The 18,461-nt window shown below is 62.7% G+C and carries 16 protein-coding genes; 6 read left to right on the plus strand and 10 right to left on the minus strand.

The features are described 5' to 3' along the window. Nucleotides 1–762: 762 nt before the first annotated feature. The 5 genes from I6E56_RS03175 to I6E56_RS03195 are packed head-to-tail and all read right to left on the minus strand — an operon-like array spanning nucleotide 763 to nucleotide 6,875. Complete coding sequence (locus tag I6E56_RS03175) at nucleotides 763–1,578, minus strand: CoA ester lyase (RefSeq protein WP_197135988.1); 816 nt, start codon at nucleotides 1,576–1,578, stop codon at nucleotides 763–765. After that, nucleotides 1,575–2,054, minus strand: coding sequence for a MaoC family dehydratase (locus tag I6E56_RS03180; RefSeq protein ID WP_197135989.1), 480 nt, complete (start codon nucleotides 2,052–2,054; stop codon nucleotides 1,575–1,577). Before I6E56_RS03180 ends, I6E56_RS03175 begins: the two co-directional genes overlap by 4 nt. Further along, nucleotides 2,051–3,238, minus strand: coding sequence for an acyl-CoA dehydrogenase family protein (locus tag I6E56_RS03185; protein WP_197135991.1), 1,188 nt, complete (start codon nucleotides 3,236–3,238; stop codon nucleotides 2,051–2,053). The genes I6E56_RS03180 and I6E56_RS03185 overlap by 4 nt, the downstream gene beginning before the upstream one ends. Next, nucleotides 3,235–5,268 carry a biotin carboxylase N-terminal domain-containing protein gene (locus I6E56_RS03190; RefSeq protein ID WP_231606223.1) on the minus strand — a complete coding sequence of 678 codons (2,034 nt, stop codon included), beginning with the start codon at nucleotides 5,266–5,268 and terminating at the stop codon, nucleotides 3,235–3,237. The genes I6E56_RS03185 and I6E56_RS03190 overlap by 4 nt, the downstream gene beginning before the upstream one ends. A gap of 5 nt (nucleotides 5,269–5,273) precedes the next feature. Next, nucleotides 5,274–6,875: a carboxyl transferase domain-containing protein gene (locus tag I6E56_RS03195; RefSeq protein WP_197135993.1), complete on the minus strand. Its 1,602-nt coding sequence runs from the start codon at nucleotides 6,873–6,875 to the stop codon at nucleotides 5,274–5,276. Between the two features lie 99 nt (nucleotides 6,876–6,974). Here I6E56_RS03195 and I6E56_RS03200 point away from each other — a divergent pair, with 99 nt between their 5' ends. From I6E56_RS03200 to I6E56_RS03220, 5 genes are all read left to right on the plus strand, one after another. Beyond that, nucleotides 6,975–7,550, plus strand: coding sequence for a TetR/AcrR family transcriptional regulator (locus I6E56_RS03200; RefSeq protein ID WP_197135995.1), 576 nt, complete (start codon nucleotides 6,975–6,977; stop codon nucleotides 7,548–7,550). A gap of 187 nt (nucleotides 7,551–7,737) precedes the next feature. After that, on the plus strand, nucleotides 7,738–8,334 hold the full coding sequence (locus I6E56_RS03205) for a hypothetical protein (RefSeq protein WP_197135997.1): 597 nt from the start codon (nucleotides 7,738–7,740) through the stop codon (nucleotides 8,332–8,334). Nucleotides 8,335–8,485: 151 nt separating this feature from the next. Continuing rightward, complete coding sequence (locus I6E56_RS03210) at nucleotides 8,486–9,445, plus strand: phosphodiester glycosidase family protein (protein WP_197135998.1); 960 nt, start codon at nucleotides 8,486–8,488, stop codon at nucleotides 9,443–9,445. Then, a complete protein-coding gene (locus I6E56_RS03215) occupies nucleotides 9,442–10,560 on the plus strand; it encodes a bifunctional glycosyltransferase family 2/GtrA family protein (RefSeq protein ID WP_197135999.1) in 1,119 nt (372 codons plus the stop codon). The genes I6E56_RS03210 and I6E56_RS03215 overlap by 4 nt, the downstream gene beginning before the upstream one ends. A gap of 2 nt (nucleotides 10,561–10,562) precedes the next feature. Next, nucleotides 10,563–11,507 carry a cation diffusion facilitator family transporter gene (locus I6E56_RS03220; protein ID WP_197124183.1) on the plus strand — a complete coding sequence of 315 codons (945 nt, stop codon included), beginning with the start codon at nucleotides 10,563–10,565 and terminating at the stop codon, nucleotides 11,505–11,507. Between the two features lie 20 nt (nucleotides 11,508–11,527). Here the strand turns inward: I6E56_RS03220 and I6E56_RS03225 are convergent, their stop codons facing one another. The 5 genes from I6E56_RS03225 to pdhA are packed head-to-tail and all read right to left on the minus strand — an operon-like array spanning nucleotide 11,528 to nucleotide 16,527. Continuing rightward, a complete protein-coding gene (locus I6E56_RS03225; protein ID WP_197136001.1) occupies nucleotides 11,528–12,310 on the minus strand; it encodes a hypothetical protein in 783 nt (260 codons plus the stop codon). Next, a complete protein-coding gene (locus tag I6E56_RS03230; protein ID WP_231606224.1) occupies nucleotides 12,307–12,888 on the minus strand; it encodes a signal peptidase II in 582 nt (193 codons plus the stop codon). Before I6E56_RS03230 ends, I6E56_RS03225 begins: the two co-directional genes overlap by 4 nt. A gap of 35 nt (nucleotides 12,889–12,923) precedes the next feature. Continuing rightward, complete coding sequence (locus I6E56_RS03235; protein WP_197136002.1) at nucleotides 12,924–14,411, minus strand: dihydrolipoamide acetyltransferase family protein; 1,488 nt, start codon at nucleotides 14,409–14,411, stop codon at nucleotides 12,924–12,926. Further along, entirely contained in the window at nucleotides 14,411–15,412 is a 1,002-nt protein-coding gene (locus I6E56_RS03240) for an alpha-ketoacid dehydrogenase subunit beta (protein ID WP_197136004.1), read from the minus strand. The genes I6E56_RS03235 and I6E56_RS03240 overlap by 1 nt, the downstream gene beginning before the upstream one ends. Further along, nucleotides 15,409–16,527, minus strand: a complete 1,119-nt coding sequence (gene pdhA / locus I6E56_RS03245) for a pyruvate dehydrogenase (acetyl-transferring) E1 component subunit alpha (RefSeq protein WP_197136005.1) — start codon at nucleotides 16,525–16,527, stop codon at nucleotides 15,409–15,411. The genes I6E56_RS03240 and pdhA overlap by 4 nt, the downstream gene beginning before the upstream one ends. Before the next feature lie 241 nt (nucleotides 16,528–16,768). Between pdhA and I6E56_RS03250 the strand changes: the two genes are divergently transcribed. Beyond that, a complete protein-coding gene (locus tag I6E56_RS03250) occupies nucleotides 16,769–18,442 on the plus strand; it encodes an FAD-binding dehydrogenase (RefSeq protein WP_197136006.1) in 1,674 nt (557 codons plus the stop codon). Nucleotides 18,443–18,461: the final 19 nt, after the last annotated feature.

Here is an 18,461-nt window from a genome sequence, read left to right on the forward strand (position 1 = left end):
TGCCCGCTCGACGCTGTATGCACATGAGTGCGCGAGCTGCAACGGGTTGAAACAGCCAAAATATGGCTCGTGAATGAGCTCGTGTTTGTAGCGCTACTTAGCAGCGCCGGTGCTGCTCTGGTGGGGATTTCAAGTGCTATGGCGACCATCTTCGGTCCTGCTTGGAGAGAGCGTAATCAACGTGAAGCAATTACCCACCGAGCACAAGCCAAAGTCCGATACGCACAGACGCCTGAGTTTGTGGATGCCTTGCCAAGCGCCGCGCTCAACAGCGTTTGGCTCGACACCGTCGTTCTCCATATGGCAAGGACCTAATTCGTGCCGACTCTATGTGGCGGTGAAGGCGCAATCGAACGCTACTCCGCGTCGGCTATCGAATGAGTGCTTGAAACCTATCAAGCGCCGAAACGGCTAGAGAGGGCAGATGCCGCAGGGTATCCAATCTTTGGACGGCTTCGTAGTGAAGTGACGATCTTGGAGGTCGAAGACGCTCTTCAACGCATCAACAGTGAGATTCACTACCTGACCTCGAAATAAATACCACCCAAATCAACGAGGAGTGGAACTTAGAAATCGACTGCGCACGCAAATTTCGTGGCGCGACATCTATCTGCAGATGCAAGCGAATTCATCGTGTCCATTTTGCCTTTTGTGCGTGTGCATTCGTATTGAGAGAAAAGCAACCCCGTCACGCGCGTGATGATCCGCACGTTGTATGCCTAAACACTTGCAGCATCTCAGAGTAAGGGTTCGCTCGACGAGCTAACCCTCGCGCAACCCTGCCCGCGCCACCACGCACTCCGCGTGCCGCAGGATGGGGCCGTCGACCATGCGACCTTCGAAGCTAAAGACTCCGGGCTGCGATTCCGCTGCGGCGAGAAGTGCCCGGGCTGACGCGATTTGCTCGACCGTGGGCGCATAACTTTCGCGCACAATAGCGACCTGAGAGGGATGAATGCAGGCCGTTGCCGTGAACCCGAGCGCAGCGGCATCCCGAGCCTCAGCACCAAGACCGCCTAGGTCTGCGATATCGAGATGCACCGCGTCAATCACAGCCTTCGAATAGGCTCCGGCCGCCAACAACACCGACGAGCGCGCATGCAACGCGACACCACGGTAGGGGCCGGAATCTTCGCGCGACGACGAGCCACCGAGCGATGCCACCAGATCTTCGGCACCCCACATGAGGGCAACCACACAATCCAGCGCCGCCAAACTTGTGGCCGCAAGAACACCCCGCGCCGTCTCGCACAGCGCGATCACGTCGAGGTCAGTGAGCGCATCGAAGTCAGCAACCGACTCCGATTTGGAGAGCATCACCGTGCGATACTCCGTCTGCTCCAGCGCCTCGAGGTCACTATCGTGATCCTCCGTGCCGGCCGGATTCAGTCGCACAATCGTGCGGGCCGGATCCATCGGGTTAGCAATAAGCGCAGCGCGGGCCGCAGCCTTATCGACACTGGCAACGGCATCCTCAAGGTCGATGATGATGGCATCCGCGCGTTCCAGTGCCTTGGCATAACGGTCGGGGCGATCGCCCGGAACAAACAGAATCGACGGCCCTAGAGTGAAACTCACGGTGCGCCCTCCTCAGTCCAGACCATCACCGAACGGGTCGCAACAGCCACTACAACACCATCCTGATTCTTGGCCGTGTGACGCAACGAAATGATTCCCTGGCCGGGGCGCGACTTCGACAGCCGCTTCTCCAGCACCTCACTCTCGGAATACATCGTGTCGCCGTGATACAGCGGATGCGGAAAGTTGACCTCCGTGAAGCCCAGATTCGCCACAATCGTGCCCTGCGTCAGCTGAGCTACGGAGGCTCCGACCATCGTCGAGAGTGTGAACATCGAGTTCACCAAACGCTGGCCAAAAGGCTGCTGCTCTGACCACGCGGCATCCAAGTGCAGCGACTGGGTGTTCATCGTCATCGTCGTGAAAAGAACATTGTCAGCCTCCGTGACAGTGCGGCCGGGAGCGTGCAGATAAACCGAGCCCTCCTCGAACTCGTCGAACCAGAGACCGCGCTGCTGAATACGCTTGCCGGTCATAGGGTCGCGAACCCCAGCTCACGAGCAATGACCATCATCTGCACCTCAGTGGTGCCCTCACCGAGCTCCAGCACCTTTGAGTCACGGTAGTGGCGGGCGACAGGGTTCTCGTTCATGAAGCCATAACCACCAAAGATTTGGGTGGCATCCCGAGCGTTATCCATGGCCGCCTCGCTGCTGATCATTTTCGCCAAGCTCGCCTCCATCTTGAAAGGAACTCCGGCAACCAGTTTGCGGGCTGCGTCGTAGGTTGCCAAGCGTGCCGAGTGAACTCGGGCCTGCATCCGCGCAATCTTGAAGGCGATGTGCTGGTTCGAACCGATAGAACGACCGAAGACGTGACGCTCGTTGGCGTAACGGATGGACTCCTCCAGGCACCCCTGCGCCGCACCCGTGCAGAGTGCCGAGAATGCGACGCGACCCTCATCCAGAGCCTCAATGAAGTTAGCGAAGCCACGGCCGCGCTCCCCCATCAGGTTCTCTTCGGGAACCCGCACGTTGTCGAACGACAGCGGGTGCGTGTCCGACGTGTGCCACCCGACCTTGTCGTAGGGCGGGTGCACCGTGAAGCCGGGCGTACCGTTCGGAACGAGGATGGCGCTCAGCTCAGGACGCCCATTCTCACGACGACCCGTAACGGCCGTGACCGTCACGACTTTCGTGATCTCGCTGCCCGAGTTAGTGATGAACTGCTTCGTGCCATTGATAACCCATTCGCCATCAACGAGCTCGGCAGTGGTCTTGGTTCCCGCAGCATCGGAGCCAGCATCCGCTTCAGTCAGACCGAAACCCGCGAGAGCTTCACCGCGCGCGAGCATCGGAACCCACTGCTGCTTCTGCTCTTCGCTACCGTGCTTGAAAATCGGCATCGCACCAAGACCGATGCCGGCCTCAAGCGTCACCGCGATCGACTGGTCAACACGAGCAAGCTGCTCAATCGCGAGACACAACGAAACGTAGTCTTTGCCCTGCCCGCCGAACTCCTTGGGGAACGGCAAACCGAAGAGACCCATCTCACCCATTTGAGCGATGATGCCGTAGGGCAGTTCACGCTTCGTGTCGTACTCATACGCGGCCGGAGCCACAACCTTGTCAGCAAAGTCGCGCACATCAGCGCTCAACTTCAGCTGCTCATCGGTGAGGCCGAGGTGGGTGATTTCGCCGCGGGTAGCGTCGTGACTCATGAGGTTTCTCCTTCAGTGCTCGCTTGTGGCGATTCGATTCGGGCAACGATCTGATCGCGTGTGACCAGATCGCCAGGCTTCAAACTGATGTCGACAACCCCATCGAGGGTCGCGACAACGGGGTGTTCCATCTTCATGGCTTCAATCGTGAGCACCGTCTGACCGGCAGTCACGGAGTCTCCGTTCGCTACGGCCACGGCCACAACCGTGCCGGGCATGGGCGAACGCAACTCGGGATCGACCACACCGGCGACTCTCGCGAGAGTGGCGCGGTGGGCCGCGAGCGACTCGGCGCGAGACTGCGCAGTGAGAGCCCAGGAAGTGCCCACCTGCCCAATCCACACCGTGGCGTCAACTGTTTCTATCGCCAGGCGGATGCTCTGGGCGCCCCACTCGACACCGGTGCTCGTCAAGCGCGCCGGGGTGGTGGTGCCGTCGATCGTGACTTCCGCTGCGCTCGGCGGGCCGGCAACCAGAACCTCGTGCACCTGCCCCGCACACGCGAGACGGTAGCGGGCAGGGCGATGCTGCCCCACACGCCAGCCGCTGGGCTGCTGCCAGGGTGAGCCCGGCATCCAGCGTTCCGAATGGATGCTCAGAGCCGCCGCTGCGAGCACCGCCGGGGTTGGCGCGGCGAACTCGATCTCGGTAAGAGCTCGTTCGATGAGGCCTGTGTCGAGATCGCCGGCTTGTACGTCGTCGCGGTTGAGGAGGGCTCGGAGGAATTCGATGTTGGTGGTGACGCCCAGAATGACGGTGTCGGCGAGGGCGCGGTCGAGGGCGTGGAGGGCTTCGGCGCGGGTGGCGCCGTGGGCGATGACCTTCGCGAGCATTGGGTCGTAGTTGGCCGAGACGGTGCCGCCCTGGATAAGTGAGCTGTCTACGCGCACGTTGGTTGCGGCTGGGCTCGTCGTGCTGGCGCGGCTCGTGCCAGCACTGGCCGCACTGCCGTCGCCAGCTTCGTGCAGGTGCACGATCTGGCCGGCGGAGGGCAGGAAGTCGTTGGCGGGGTCTTCGGAGTAAATGCGCGCTTCGACCGCGTGACCGGTGAGCGCCGGTGTTTCCACCGTGAGCGTCTCGCCGGCAGCGATTCGCACTTGCCACTCCACGAGGTCAATGCCGGTGACCATTTCAGTGACGGGATGCTCCACCTGCAGGCGGGTATTCATCTCCATGAAGAAGAACTCGTCGGGCGCATTGTCGGAGACGAGGAACTCGACGGTTCCCGCACCGACGTAGCTCACGCTGCGCGCAACCTCACAGGCTGCTTCGCCGATGCGCTGACGAGTCGCTTCATCGAGCAGCGGTGATGGAGCTTCTTCGATGATCTTCTGGTGGCGACGCTGCAGCGAACATTCGCGCTCGCCCAAGTGGATGATCGTGCCCTGGCTATCGGCCAGCACCTGCACCTCGATGTGCCGAGGCTTCTCCACGAGGCGCTCAAGGAAGAGCGTGTCATCGCCGAACGCGGCGCTGGCCACGCGACGAGCAGAGTCGAGCGCACCGGCAACGGCATCAGGCTCGCGCACGATCGTCATGCCCTTGCCACCACCACCGGCAGACGGCTTGATCAACAGCGGGAACCCGACCTCGGCGGCAGCGGCCACCAGGTCGTCGTTCGTCATGCCCGGCTCAGCGATGCCGGGGATCACGGCGACGCCACGCTCGGTCACGTGCTTCTTCGACGCAATCTTGTCGCCCATAATCTCGAGCGCTTCAACGCCCGGACCAATAAACGTGATTCCGGCAGCGGCGCAGGCCTCTGCCAGAGACGCATTTTCGGAGAGGAAGCCATAGCCCGGGTGAACCGCGTCGGCCTGCATGCCGTCTACGGCATGGGCGGCGGCGACGATCGATTCGACCGAGAGGTAGCTGTCGATCAGTACTGCGGCATCCGCAACCTGAACGTGCTTCGCATCACGATCGTGCTCCGTGTAGACCGCGATCGAGCGGATGCCCATCGAGTGCAGGGTGCGCGTGATGCGACAGGAAATTTCGCCACGATTGGCGACCAGAACGGCAGAGAACATGGCAATCACATCCGGAAGAGGCCGAAGCCCGGTTCAGGCAGCGGGGTGGCCGCGGCGATGTCGAGGGCCATGCCGAGCACGTCTCTGGTGTCTTTGGGGTCAATGATTCCGTCATCCCACAGGCGAGCTGTCGAATAGTAGGGGCTGCCCTGGCGTTCGTACTGCTCGCGGATGGGCTTCTCGAACTCGGCCTTGTCATCGTCGGTGAAGGCGTCTTCGCCGAGCTGATCGCGGCGCACCGTGGAAAGCACAGCAGCAGCCTGCGGGCCGCCCATGACCGAGATGCGGGCGTTGGGCCACATCCACAAGAAGCGCGGTGAATACGAGCGGCCACACATCGAATAGTTTCCGGCACCGAACGAGCCGCCGATCACGACCGTGAACTTGGGAACGCGCGTCGTGGCGACCGCGGTCACCATCTTGGCGCCGTTCTTAGCGATGCCGCCGGCCTCATATTCCTTGCCGACCATGAAGCCCGAAATGTTCTGCAGGAACAGCAACGGGATGCCGCGCTGGTCGCACAGCTCGATGAAGTGCGCGCCCTTGAGCGCCGATTCGCTGAACAGCACCCCGGCGTTAGCAACGATGCCGATCGGATGCCCGTGCAGCGTCGCAAACCCGGTGATGAGCGTCGTGCCGTATTCCTTCTTGAACTCGTGGAACTCGCTACCGTCGACGAGCCGGGCGATCACTTCGCGCACTTCGTAGGGGCTTTGCACGTCAGTGGGTACGACCCCGTAGAGCTCGTCAGGGTTGACGGCGGGAGGCCGCGAGGCGACAACATCCCACGCGGGAGCGGCAGGCTTGGGGATCGTCTTGATGATGTCCCGCACAATTTCGAGCGCGTGACGGTCGTCGTCGGCGAGGTGGTCGGTGACGCCCGAGGTGCGCGCGTGCACATCTCCCCCGCCGAGTTCTTCGGCCGTGACGATCTCGCCGATGGCGGCCTTCACGAGCGGCGGGCCGCCCAAGAAGATCGTGCCCTGATTGCGCACGATGATCGTCTCGTCGCTCATCGCGGGAACGTAGGCACCACCCGCGGTGCACGATCCCATGACCGAGGCGATCTGCGGGATGCCCGCGGCCGACAGTCGAGCCTGGTTGTAGAAGATGCGCCCGAAGTGGTCGCGGTCGGGAAAGACTTCGTCTTGCATCGGGAGAAACGCGCCGCCTGAATCGACGAGGTACACGCACGGAAGCTTGTTTTCGAGCGCGATCTCTTGCGCCCGCAAATGCTTCTTCACCGTGAGCGGAAAGTAGGTGCCGCCCTTGACCGTCGCGTCGTTGGAGATCACGAGCACGGGGCGAGAGTGGATGAGGCCGATACCGGCAATAACGCCAGCGCCGGGAGCCTGGTCGTCGTAAATTCCATTCGCGGCGAGCGGGGCGATCTCAATGAAAGGGCTGCCCTCATCGAGCAGTTCATCGACTCGGTCGCGAGGCAACAGCTTGCCGCGGGAGACGTGGCGTTCGCGAGACTTCTCCGAGCCACCGAGAGCCGTCGTCGCGAGTCGTTCGCGCAATTGCTCGACAAGGCCGCGCATTGACTCTTCGTTAGCCGCAAACGTCGGGTGAGACGGTTGAGCGGCCGTGGAAATCTTCTCCATCGAACACCTTCGTTCATCGCAGCTTGTGGCCACTTGGGTTAGTCATTACTAACTGAATTTAGGTTAGCGAGCATTAACCGAACTGTCTAGACTCAGAACATGAACGAGACGCCAACTCCGCGAAGCCAAGCGAAGGCCGACCGCCGCGAGGCTCTCCTCGACGCCGCCGCCAGCCTCTTCGCCGAGCGCGGCTTCACGCGCGTCTCGCTCGAAGAACTCGGTTCCGCCGCCGGCGTGAGCGGCCCCGCTGTGTACCGCCACTTCGACGGCAAACAAGACGTGCTCGCCGCGATGCTTGTGGATGCCAGCTCCAACCTGTGCCGCGGAGCCCAGAACGTGATCGAGCACGCCGCCACACCGCGAGCCGCGCTCGAAAGCCTCGTTCAGTTTCATGTGGAGTTTGCGCTCGGCAATGCCGACGTCATCCGGGTTCAAGATCGCGACCTCGACAGCCTGACCGCCAGCGACCAACACGAGGTGCGCGCCCTGCAGCGCAGCTACGTCGAGCTGTGGGTTGGCGTGCTCTCTCAACTTCATCCGGATGCCGCGACCACCGAGCTGCGCACCCGCGCCCACGCCACCTTCGGGCTCATCAACTCCACTCCCCACAGCGGGCGGGCCGGCGCCACCAGTGCCGTGCTCGAGCGGATGGCGCTAGCCGCCCTCGACGCGTAGCCGCTCTCGACGCCGGCCAGCCGCCGGCATCCCGCGGCCGAACTCAGCGCCGCGCATAGCCGCCTCATTGGGTTACATCAGCACTTCCCCACGGGGCGTGCAGTGCCAGCACAGTGCCTTGATAGACCCGGCCCGCAGTGTTGGTTTCGTACACCGGAGATTCCGGAAATGACGAAAAGGATCAACCATGAAGAAGACAATGATTGCAGGAGCGGCCGGAGTAGTTTTGGCATCGTGCGTCGGACTCGCAGTGGCCCTGCCCGCTCAGGCCGAGACTCTCACGACCGCCACCTCCAGCTCAAGCGCCTCTGAATCGGGCACTTCCGCCACCGGCGACCGTGCTGCTCGCGGTCACGGCCAGGGCGGTGCCCACATTGATGCTGCAACTCTCGCGACCGCACTCGGACTCACCGAAACTGAAGTCTCTGATGCCGTGACTGCTGTGCGGGACGCAACCGAACCATCCGAAACAACGCTCGATAAAGACGCGACCGCCGATGAAAAGATGGCCGCCAAGGATGCCCGCCAGGCCGCGTTCGTGACGGCTCTCGCTGCCGAACTCAACGTTGACGAAGACGCGGTAACCACCGCACTTGCGGACATTCGAACTGACCGCGAAGCCGCCAGGGAAGCTTCGGGCGACGAACGCGTCGGCGGCGGCGACGGCGACAGCGAAGGCACCCCGGGCGCCCGCGCGGGCCACGGCGATCGCGGCGACGTCGCAGACCGACCCAACCGTGATGAGGACGCTGACGCGGTCGAAGAAGCACCTACCGACGACTAACCACCACCCAGCACCTCCCCCGAGGACGAAGGGCCTGCGACTGATCGGTCGCAGGCCCTTCTTTGTCTTCAAAGCAGACTCTCTGGCGGCTCCTTGCAGGCTCACAGCTAGTTCATGAGGTCGCGATAGCAACTCGTCATTCACTGGGACCATGCGAAAGAAACCTCTGAGAAAACGGCACATCGTCATCGGCTCCGTGCTGGTGCTCGTGCTCGGTCTGGGCAGCACCGCTGCGTGGGCTCTCGATCGATTTGTCATCGAGCACGTCGAGATTTCTGACGTCGCGCAGTACGAAGCCGACAACAGCACCACCACGACGAGTACCGAGCCGACGGCCGCAGCGACGACCGAGCCCGTTCTTACCGACACCAGCTATACCTCCGACGACGCCAACGTCACAATCTCGACGGTCGTCTCCGGCAGCGGTGCCGATACCGTCACCTACTACGTCGCGGATGTCGAACTGACGGATGCCACCGCCCTGCGGTCAGCGTTTGCCCAGAACAGCTTCGGTGAGAACATCATCGATCTCACCTCGTCCATCGCGGCTGAGCACGATGCGATCTTCGCCATCAACGGCGACTACTACGGCTTTCGCGACACCGGCATCGTCATCCGCAACGGTGTCACCTACCGCGACGAACCGGCCCGCGATGGGCTCGCGTTCTACCTCGACGGCAGCGTCGAGGTCTATGACGAAACCACCACCTCTGCCGACGAGCTGATCGCCGACGGCGTCTGGAACACGCTCTCCTTCGGGCCCGCAATCGTCGAAGACGGCGATGTCGTTGCCGGTATTGAGAACGTCGAGATCGACACCAACTTCGGCAATCACTCCATCCAGGGCGAACAGCCCCGCACTGCGGTCGGCGTGATCGACGACAACCACCTCGTCTTCGTTGTCGTCGACGGCCGCGACCCCGGCTACAGCGCCGGCGTGACCCTGCCCGACCTGGCCGTCATCATGCAAGATCTCGGTGCCACTACCGCCTACAACCTCGACGGTGGCGGCTCCTCGACCATGTACTTCAACGGCACTGTCATCAACCAACCGTCCAATGGCGGAGAACGCGAAACCTCAGACATCCTCTACGTGGGAGCCGCATCATGATCATCCTCATCCCCTCTTTCGAACCGGATGACCGCCTCGTGCAACTCGTGTGCGATCTGCGTGCGACTGCCCCTCTGCTCCGCGTTGTCATCGTGGATGACGGCAGCGGCCCGGCCTATGCCAACCTGTTCGCTGCCGTGCAGCGCGTTGGCGCTGAGGTGATCGGCTACGACGACAATCGCGGCAAAGGCCACGCCCTCAAACTCGGCTTCCGCCACATCCGCGACAACTATCCGGGCGAAGCCCTTGTGTGCGCCGACAGCGACGGACAGCACAAAGTGAGCGACATCCTGCGCGTTGTTGCCCAACTGCAGGCGTCCGACGGCGCCATGGTTCTCGGCGGACGCGCCTTTGCTGGCGACGTTCCCACTCGTAGCCGCTTCGGCAACGCCGTTTCGCGCGCCGCCTTCAAATTCGCCACCGGTGTTGCCGTGCGCGATACTCAAACAGGGCTGCGCGGCTACCCCGCTTCAATGCTCGAGTGGCTGCTGAGCATCAAGGGCGAACGGTTCGAGTACGAACTGAACGCGTTGCTGGCAACGCGTTCGGCCGGCATCCGCATCGAAGAAATCGAGATTGAGACGGTCTACTTGCAGCACAATGCCTCCTCGCACTTTCGCCCGATCGTTGATTCGGTGAAAGTGTTCGCGCCACTGCTGCGCTACATCTCCTCATCGCTGGCGGCCTTCCTGATTGACGCGATCGGCCTCTTCATCCTCTTTGCCCTCACGCAGTCGCTGCTCGTGTCTGTCGTCGGCGCTCGGCTCGTGAGCGCCTCCGTGAACTTCCTTATCAACCGCCACCTCGTGTTCAACTCCAGCAATCGTGACCATGTGGCCCGGGATGCCCTGCGCTACGTCATCCTGGCGCTCGCGCTCGTCGCCTCCAGCTACGTGTGGCTCTCGGTGCTCGTCGACTGGGGCGTTCCGCTCGTCATCGCCAAGGTCTTCTCCGACGTCACGCTCTACATCATCAGTTTCCAGGTGCAGCGACGCTTCGTTTTCAAGTCCGGGGCGGCACCAGGATCGCCGGTGCAGTCGGAGACTGACGCAGCGCTCGGCGCTGATCGACCAGCCCTGCGTACTGCGGCGAGGAGCCACGGTACTAGCGTGTAACTATGAGTGACGCTCCTAAGAAAACAGCACAAGTGCGCACCGTCGTGGTCGCCTTCGTTGCCAACCTTCTCGTAGCAATTGCGAAATCGATCGCAGCATTGATTACCGGCTCGGCCTCAATGCTCGCCGAGTCCGCACACTCGTGGGCCGACGCCGGCAATGAGATCTTTCTCCTCATTGCCGAACGGCGAGCGGTGAAGCCAGCCGACGCGAGCCATCCGCTGGGATTCGGGCGTGAGACCTACGTCTGGTCACTCTTCGCGGCCGTTGGTTTGTTCACCGCGGGCGCTGTTGTCTCGGTGCAGCATGGAATCTCCGAACTCATTGATCCTGAACCGGCGAGCGACTTCGGGATCGCCTACCTCGTGCTCGCGATCGCTGCTGTGCTCGAAGGCGTGTCCTTCGTGCAGTCGATGGTCCAAGCCAAAAAGGGAGCCGCGCGCTTCGGCCGCCGCACCCTCGAATATGCGCTCAACAGTTCCAACACGACCCTTCGTGCGGTGCTGGCCGAAGATGCTGCCGCCCTGATCGGCCTCACCATCGCCTTCTTCGGCATCCTGCTGCACCAGCTCACGGGCAATTCAGTGTGGGATGCCGTTGGTTCGCTCGCGATCGGCCTCCTTCTCGGTGTGGTTGCGATCGTTCTCATCAACCGCAACCGCCGGTTCCTCGTCGGTCAAACGCCGGGCGATGCTGCTCGCGCTGTAGCCGGGCGGGCTCTCGCCGAGCATCCCGAAATCAGTCGCGTCACCTACCTGCACCTCGAATTTGTGGGCCCGTCACAACTGTTCGTCGTGGCAGCCATCGACCTGGAGGGCAACCACCGCGAAGAAGAAGTCGCACGTCAACTGCGTGAGCTCGAACGCTCGATCGAGGGTAATGATCTGATCAAGAAGGCCGTGCTGACGTTGTCTGTCAGCGACGAGCCGTCGATCAGCTTCGACTAGCTACAAAGCGTTACGAAGCGCTACGACGAGGCGCGGTCTGAAGACAGGCCGCCCAGACGCCGCAAGACTGCGTTCAAGAGCGTGCCCGCGGCATCCGGAATCACATGGTGGTTGAGGTAAATACCCTCGAGCCACGGCAAGACCTCTTCGGCAGCAAGCCCAATGACGTTCCAGTCGATACCGGGCACCGCTTGAGAGCGGGGCTCGCCCGTGCGCGGATCAGTCCACGCTTGAGCAATCGGTCGGTCGGGCTCTGACTCAGCTGCGCCCCAGAGCAGCGCAATCGGATGATTCTCGCCCTCGATGTGGTCGTGCGTCACTGTGCCGGCACCGAGCCACGGGAGCGTCAAGAGCTCTCCCTCGACCTCGATCTCGAGCAGATCGAGCTGCACTGGCTCTTCGACCTCGCAAATGTAGAGATCGAGCCCGGCATCGTGCCAAGCCGCAGCCTGGGTGATGTCGTCGAGCAGCTTTGGCAGCAGAGAGTGAAAGGCGCTGGCAAGCTGCGTTGCCCACTGCAGGAGCACACGGGTGTCGTTAGCCGACCAGGGGCTCGAGCCGCGATGCTCACCGGCCGGAGTGTGGAAATGGTGATCGCTGCCCGCACTCGTTGTTTCGAAGTGCAGTTGCCCATCGGGATACTCAACGTAGAGATCGCTCACCTGAGCCTCGTCATCCCAGTCGCCAAAGAGCTCCGGAGCTTTCAGCGCAGGCGGGAGGTCGAGCGCCGGTGAGCGCTGCGTTCCGAGGTTGAGCACTGCCCGCAGACGCGTGTTGGGCATGCGCAGGCTGAGATCGGTCATTCGGTGGTCGTTGCTTCCGCCGGAGCATCCGCGTCGCTGCTCGCGACGGGTTCGGGCTTAGCGGCGATTCCCATGAGGGAAATGATGACGATCATGATCGCACCGCCCACAAGGGCAATGTCGGCGATGTTGCCAATGAAGTAGCCGTTGTAGTTGATGAAGTCGACAACGTGACCGCGCGCAAAACCGGGGTCACGGAACAGGCGGTCACCGAGGTGAGTGATGGCACCGCCGAGGAGCATGCCGAGCGCGATCGCCCAAGCGCGGGACTGAACTGTCCACGCGTACCACGTGATCGCGACCACGGCGAGCGCCGCAATGATCGTGAGCACCCAGGTGTATTCCTCGGCAAGCGAGAAGGCAGCGCCGGGGTTGTAGACCAGCTGGAACGACAACAGATCACCAATGATGGGGATGTTGATGCCGCCACCGAGATTGGTTTCAGCCCACCACTTGCTGAGCTGGTCTGCCGCAATCACAAAAGCGGCGAGCGCGAAAACACCAACCAACAGGCGGCGCGGAGCGCGTGGCGCGCGTGAAGAAGGGGTGGCCGCAGCAGGGTCGAGATTCTCGGTCATAAGACCATTCTTACCTGTTGCGGCCGCCGCTGCTTTCACACCATCGACAGAACCGTGCCGGGATCGTTCAGAATCGAACCAACATCGGTCAAGAAACGGGCTCCTTGCTCGCCATCAACGAGGCGGTGATCGAACGAGAGGCTCAGCGTCATGACGTCGCGTAGGGCGATGTCGCCGTGGTGTTCCCACGGCATCCTGCGAACAGCACCCATCGCCAGAATCGCGGCTTCCCCGGGGTTCAGGATGGGGGTGCCCGCGTCGATACCGAAGATGCCCACGTTGGTGATCGAAATAGTTCCACCATTGAGCGATGCCGGAGTTGCTTTGCTCGCTCGCGCATTACGCGCCAAGTCGCCAATCGCCTCAGTGAGCTCGGCGAGGCTCATGGCATCCGCATCCTTGAGGTTCGGCACCATCAGGCCCCGTGGCGTCGCGACAGCAATACCCAAGTTGATATAACCGAACTCGACGATTTCATTAGCTTCGGCATCCCACCGCGAATTCAGCGACGGATGACGCGCCACTCCAATGCACAGCGCCTTCGCGACAACGGAGAGAACGGATGCTGCGGTGCCCTTCGCCTTCAGCTTCGCTACCAGCTCCACCGTGCGCGTGACATCGATCGTCAAGAATTCGGTGACGTGGGGCGCCGTGAACGCACTCGCCACCATCGCGGCCGCGGTTGCCTTGCGCACCGACTTGATCGGCGTGCGGGTTTCGCGCGGACGAGTGCCCGCGAAGGCTCTCGCCGTCTGCGATGCGGATGCTCCTGCCGCACTCTCCTCGCTGGTCGCCGCCGCGACGGACGATTGCTCCGCCGCACTCAGCACGTCATCACGAGTGATGATGCCCTCGGGGCCCGTGCCGGTCAGCTGCGTCAGGTCGACGCCGCGATCGGCCGCGAGCTTGCGCACCGGTGGAGTCGTCTTGGTGCGGGCGTCGGAGGATGTCACGGCAGGCTCGGGCGCCGTCTGTGGCGCGGTCTCGGGTTCAGGCGCTGGCGCGGCCGTTGGCGCGGGTTCCGCAACAGTCGCAGCCGAAGGGGCTGCGGATGCCGCCCGCGCGGCGCGAGGCTTGCGCATAGGGCGCTTGCCGCTCTCGACGGCGGGACCGTACCCGACGAGCACGGCGTTGCGCTCAGGGGCAGCCTCAGCGACCGGCGCCTGTTCCGCGCTATCCGCTTTCGCGCTCTCTGCGCCAGCGTCAGTTCCAGCGTCAGCGTCCGTAGCGGCACCACCGACAGCCGGAGTGCCAGCAGCGTCAGGGGCGGCGCCAGAGCCACCATCCAATTCGAACGTGACAATGCGGGTGCCGACCTGCACGGTGGAGCCGGGCTCAGCGTGCAGCGCCGAGATAATCCCCGCGACGGGCGACGGCAACGACACGATGGCTTTCGCCGTTTCGACCTCCGCGATGGGCTGGTTGAGCGTCACGAGGTCGCCGACAGCAACATGCCATTCAACAATCTCAGACTCGGTCAAGCCCTCACCCAAATCGGGCAGAGCAAACTCTTTGACAGCCATTACGCGCTCCAACCGGTGAGTGAATTCACGCGACCCAGCGCACGGTCAACACCGTCAAGGATGCGGTCAAGGTCAGGCAAGAAGTGGTCCTCCAACTTTGCGGCCGGGTACGGCACATCGAAGCCCGTGATGCGCACTGGCGCTGCCTCCAAATAGTAGAAACAACGATCCGTGAGCGTCGCGGCGATCTCGGCACCGAGCCCGCCAGACTCCGAGGCCTCGTGGGTAATCACGAGCCGCCCCGTCTTGCGCACGCTGGCCTCAACAGTGTCGAAGTCGACCGGGGACAGCGAGCGAAGATCAACCACCTCGATAGAGACGCCGTCATCGGCGGCGGCGACTGCGGCATCCAGAGCCGTGGCGACGAGCGGGCCGTAGGTCACGAGAGTGACGTCGGTTCCCTCGGTGACGACGCGCGCTTTGCCCATGGGCAGAGCGGTGGCGTCTTCGTCGACCTCGCCCTTGGTCCAGTAGCGACGTTTGGGCTCAAAGAACAGCACCGGGTCATCGCTCGCAATGGCTTCGCGCAACATGCTGTGGGCGTCCTGCGGCGTCGAACACGTGACAACGCGCAGTCCAGCGGTGTGCGCGAAGTACGCCTCCGGTGACTCGGAGTGGTGCTCGACAGCGCCGATACCTCCGCCATAGGGAACACGGATCGTCAGCGGCATCCGCACCTTGCCTGCGGTGCGGTAGTGCAGCTTGGCCACCTGGGCAACGATCTGGTCGAAGCCGGGATAGATGAAGCCGTCGAACTGAATTTCGCAGACTGGCCGGTAGCCACGGAACGCGAGGCCGACAGCCATACCGATGATGCCGGCTTCAGCGAGCGGGGTGTCGATCACGCGTTCCTTGCCGAAGTCGCGCTGCAGACCGTCGGTCACGCGGAAAACGCCTCCGAGGGTGCCGATGTCTTCACCAAGTAAGACAACTTTGTCGTCGTCGCTGAGGGCACGCCGCAACCCAGAACCGAGAGCTTTCGCAAGAGTGAGTTCAGTCATTTTTCAAACCCCTCAAGGTAAGCCTTGTACTGGCTCTTTTGACGCGCCAGCCCCGAGTGCTCGGTCGCATAGACGTTGTCGAACACACTGAGCGGTTCTGGGTTCTCGAGCGCCAAGCATCCGGCGCGGAATTCGGCCGCCACCGCATCCGCTCGCGCTTGGATGGATGCCGCCAATTCGTCGGTCAGCACCCCTTCGCTGCGCAAAAACGCTTCCACGCGCGCAATGGGGTCGCGTGCTTCCCACTCCTTGGCAACGACCGGGTCGACATAGCGACTCGGATCATCGGAGGTCGTGTGCGGCCCGCGACGGTACGTCACGGCCTCGATGAAAGTAGGCCCGCCGCCATTGCGCGCCCGGTCAAGGGCACTGCGGGTCGCCGCCATGACGGCCAACACGTCGTTGCCATCGACGCGGATGCTCGGAATCCCGAACCCCGGAGCCCGGTCGGCAATCGGCCGCTGGGCTTGCAGCCCCACGGGCTCAGAAATCGCCCACTGGTTGTTCTGGCAGAAGAAAATCACGGGAGCATTGAAGGAGGCCGCGAATACCATCGCTTCGCTGACATCCCCCTCACTCGTAGCGCCGTCGCCAAAGTAAGCGACCGAGACGCTGTCAACGCCGTCGAACTTACAGCCAACGGCATAGCCGGTGGCGTGCAAAGTCTGAGCGCCGATGATGACAGCGGGCGTCGCCATGCCGACCTCGAAGGGATCCCAGCCGGAGGATGCCGTGCCGCGCCAGACGCGAAGAAGGTCGGGCAGCTTCACCCCGCGGCAGTACGCGACAGCGTTCTCGCGGTAGCTGGAGAAGACAAAGTCGTCGGGGCGCAGAGTGCGGGCAGAGCCGACTTGAGCGGCTTCTTGCCCGAGGAGTGGTGGCCAGAGGCCAAGTTCGCCCTGACGTTGCAGAGCGGTTGCTTCCGTATCGATACGGCGCACGATGATGAGGTCTTCATAGAGACTCGCGAGCTGATCACCGGTGACGTCTGACACCCAGGGGTCGTAGAGTTCGTCGCTTAACCGTTTTCCGTCTGGGTCAAGAAGTTGCACAAACTCAGGAGTTTGCTTCTTCGCTCCAGACATCGGGGCTTTCACGGGCACGGTGGTACTCATCGTTTCTCCGATCCGCCAGCGCGCCTGCTGATGTGCTGCGCCCTAGCGATCCTCACAACCGCGATTGGTAAATCACAGGTTGACCCGAGCCTCGTCGCTCGGAGTTAATCTGACGGTACCTACCCCGTGGTCGGGGCACAAGGTTCCACGCCAAAGTTGCGTCAGATTGTGAGGATGACCGGCATACTGTCAGCGCAGGGGTCGCCAATGTCGGCGGCACCGAGTGTCGAAGGAGTCACGGATGCCGCAGTCGCGCGAGTTGGATGCCATCGTTGTCGGAGCTGGCCTGTCTGGCCTCGTCGCTGCCGCCGAATTGATGGACGCCGGCAAGCGCGTCGCGATTGTTGAGCAGGAGCCCGAAGCGAGTCTCGGTGGCCAAGCGTGGTGGTCGTTCGGTGGCCTTTTTCTCGTTGACTCCCCCGAACAGCGGCGCATGGGCATCAAAGATTCACTTGAGCTTGCCCGCCAAGACTGGTTCGGCACCGCTGGTTTCGACCGCGACGAAGATGAATGGCCGCGCCGGTGGGCGGAGGCGTATCTCAGGTTCGCTGCCGGCGAGAAGCGGGAATGGTTGCGCGAACGCGGCGTCGGTTTCTTTCCCGTCGTCGGTTGGGCCGAACGCGGCGGCTATACGGCGCTCGGGCACGGCAACTCGGTTCCCCGATTTCACGTGACGTGGGGCACCGGGCCCGCTGTTGTTGAGCCGTTCATTGCTGCGGCGCGCCAGGGCGTTGCCGATGGGCTCGCGAGCTTCCATTTTCGCAGCCGTGTCGATGACCTCATCGTCGAGAACGGTGCCGTGGTCGGGGTTCGCGGGGCAACATTAGCCTCGGATGACGCCCGGCGCGGTGCCGAAAGCAATCGAACCATCATCGGCGACTTCGAACTCCGTGCTCCCGCCACGATCGTGACCTCGGGCGGAATCGGCGGCAGCCACGAGCTCGTGCGCGCCCAGTGGCCGAAGCGGATGGGCGCTGCGCCCAAGAACCTGCTCAGCGGTGTACCTGCTCACGTCGACGGCAGGATGCTCGGCATCACCGAAAAAGCCGGTGCTCGCCTCATCAACGGCGACCGCATGTGGCACTACGTCGAGGGCATACAGAACTGGGATCCGGTGTGGCCGAAGCACGGCATCCGCATCCTCCCTGGCCCGTCAAGCGTGTGGCTCGATGCCACCGGCCACCGCCTGCCGACACCCCTGTTCCCCGGCTTCGACACCCTCGGCACCCTTGAGCACATTCTGTCGACCGGCTACGAGCACTCCTGGTTTGTGCTCACTCAGGCCATCATCGAAAAGGAGTTTGCCCTCTCCGGCAGCGAGCAAAACCCTGACCTCACCGGCAAAAGTGTGCTCGAACTGCTCAAGCAACGACTCGGTAAGGGCGCGGCAGCTCCCGTGGAAGCGTTCAAAGAACACGGTGCGGATTTCATCGTCGCCGACACCCTCGACGAACTCCTCACGGGCATGCAGAATCTGACCCCGGATGTCGCGATCGACCTCCCGCACGTGCGCCGCGAGATCGAGGCGCGCGACCGCGAACTCACCAACCAGTTCTCCAAAGATTCCCAAATCAATGCGATTCGCCAAGCTCGCCGCTACCGCGGAGACAAGTTGATTCGGGTGGCCAAGCCCCACCGCATCCTCGATCCGAAAGCGGGACCGCTCATTGCGGTCAAGCTGAATATTCTTACCCGCAAGAGTTTGGGCGGCATCCAGACTGACCTCTCGGCCCGCGCGCTTGGAGCCGATGGCACCCCCGTCACCGGACTCTGGGCTGCGGGCGAAGCGAGCGGTTTTGGCGGCGGAGGGATGCACGGCTACCGTGCGCTCGAGGGCACCTTCCTCGGCGGGTGCCTCTTCAGCGGGCGGGCAGCCGGACGGAGCGTTGCAGGGAAGAGCGACTCCAGCGAGTAAATGTCACATTATCGACTTT

The organism is Salinibacterium sp. NK8237, assembly GCF_015864955.1.
Lineage (GTDB): Bacteria > Actinomycetota > Actinomycetes > Actinomycetales > Microbacteriaceae > Rhodoglobus.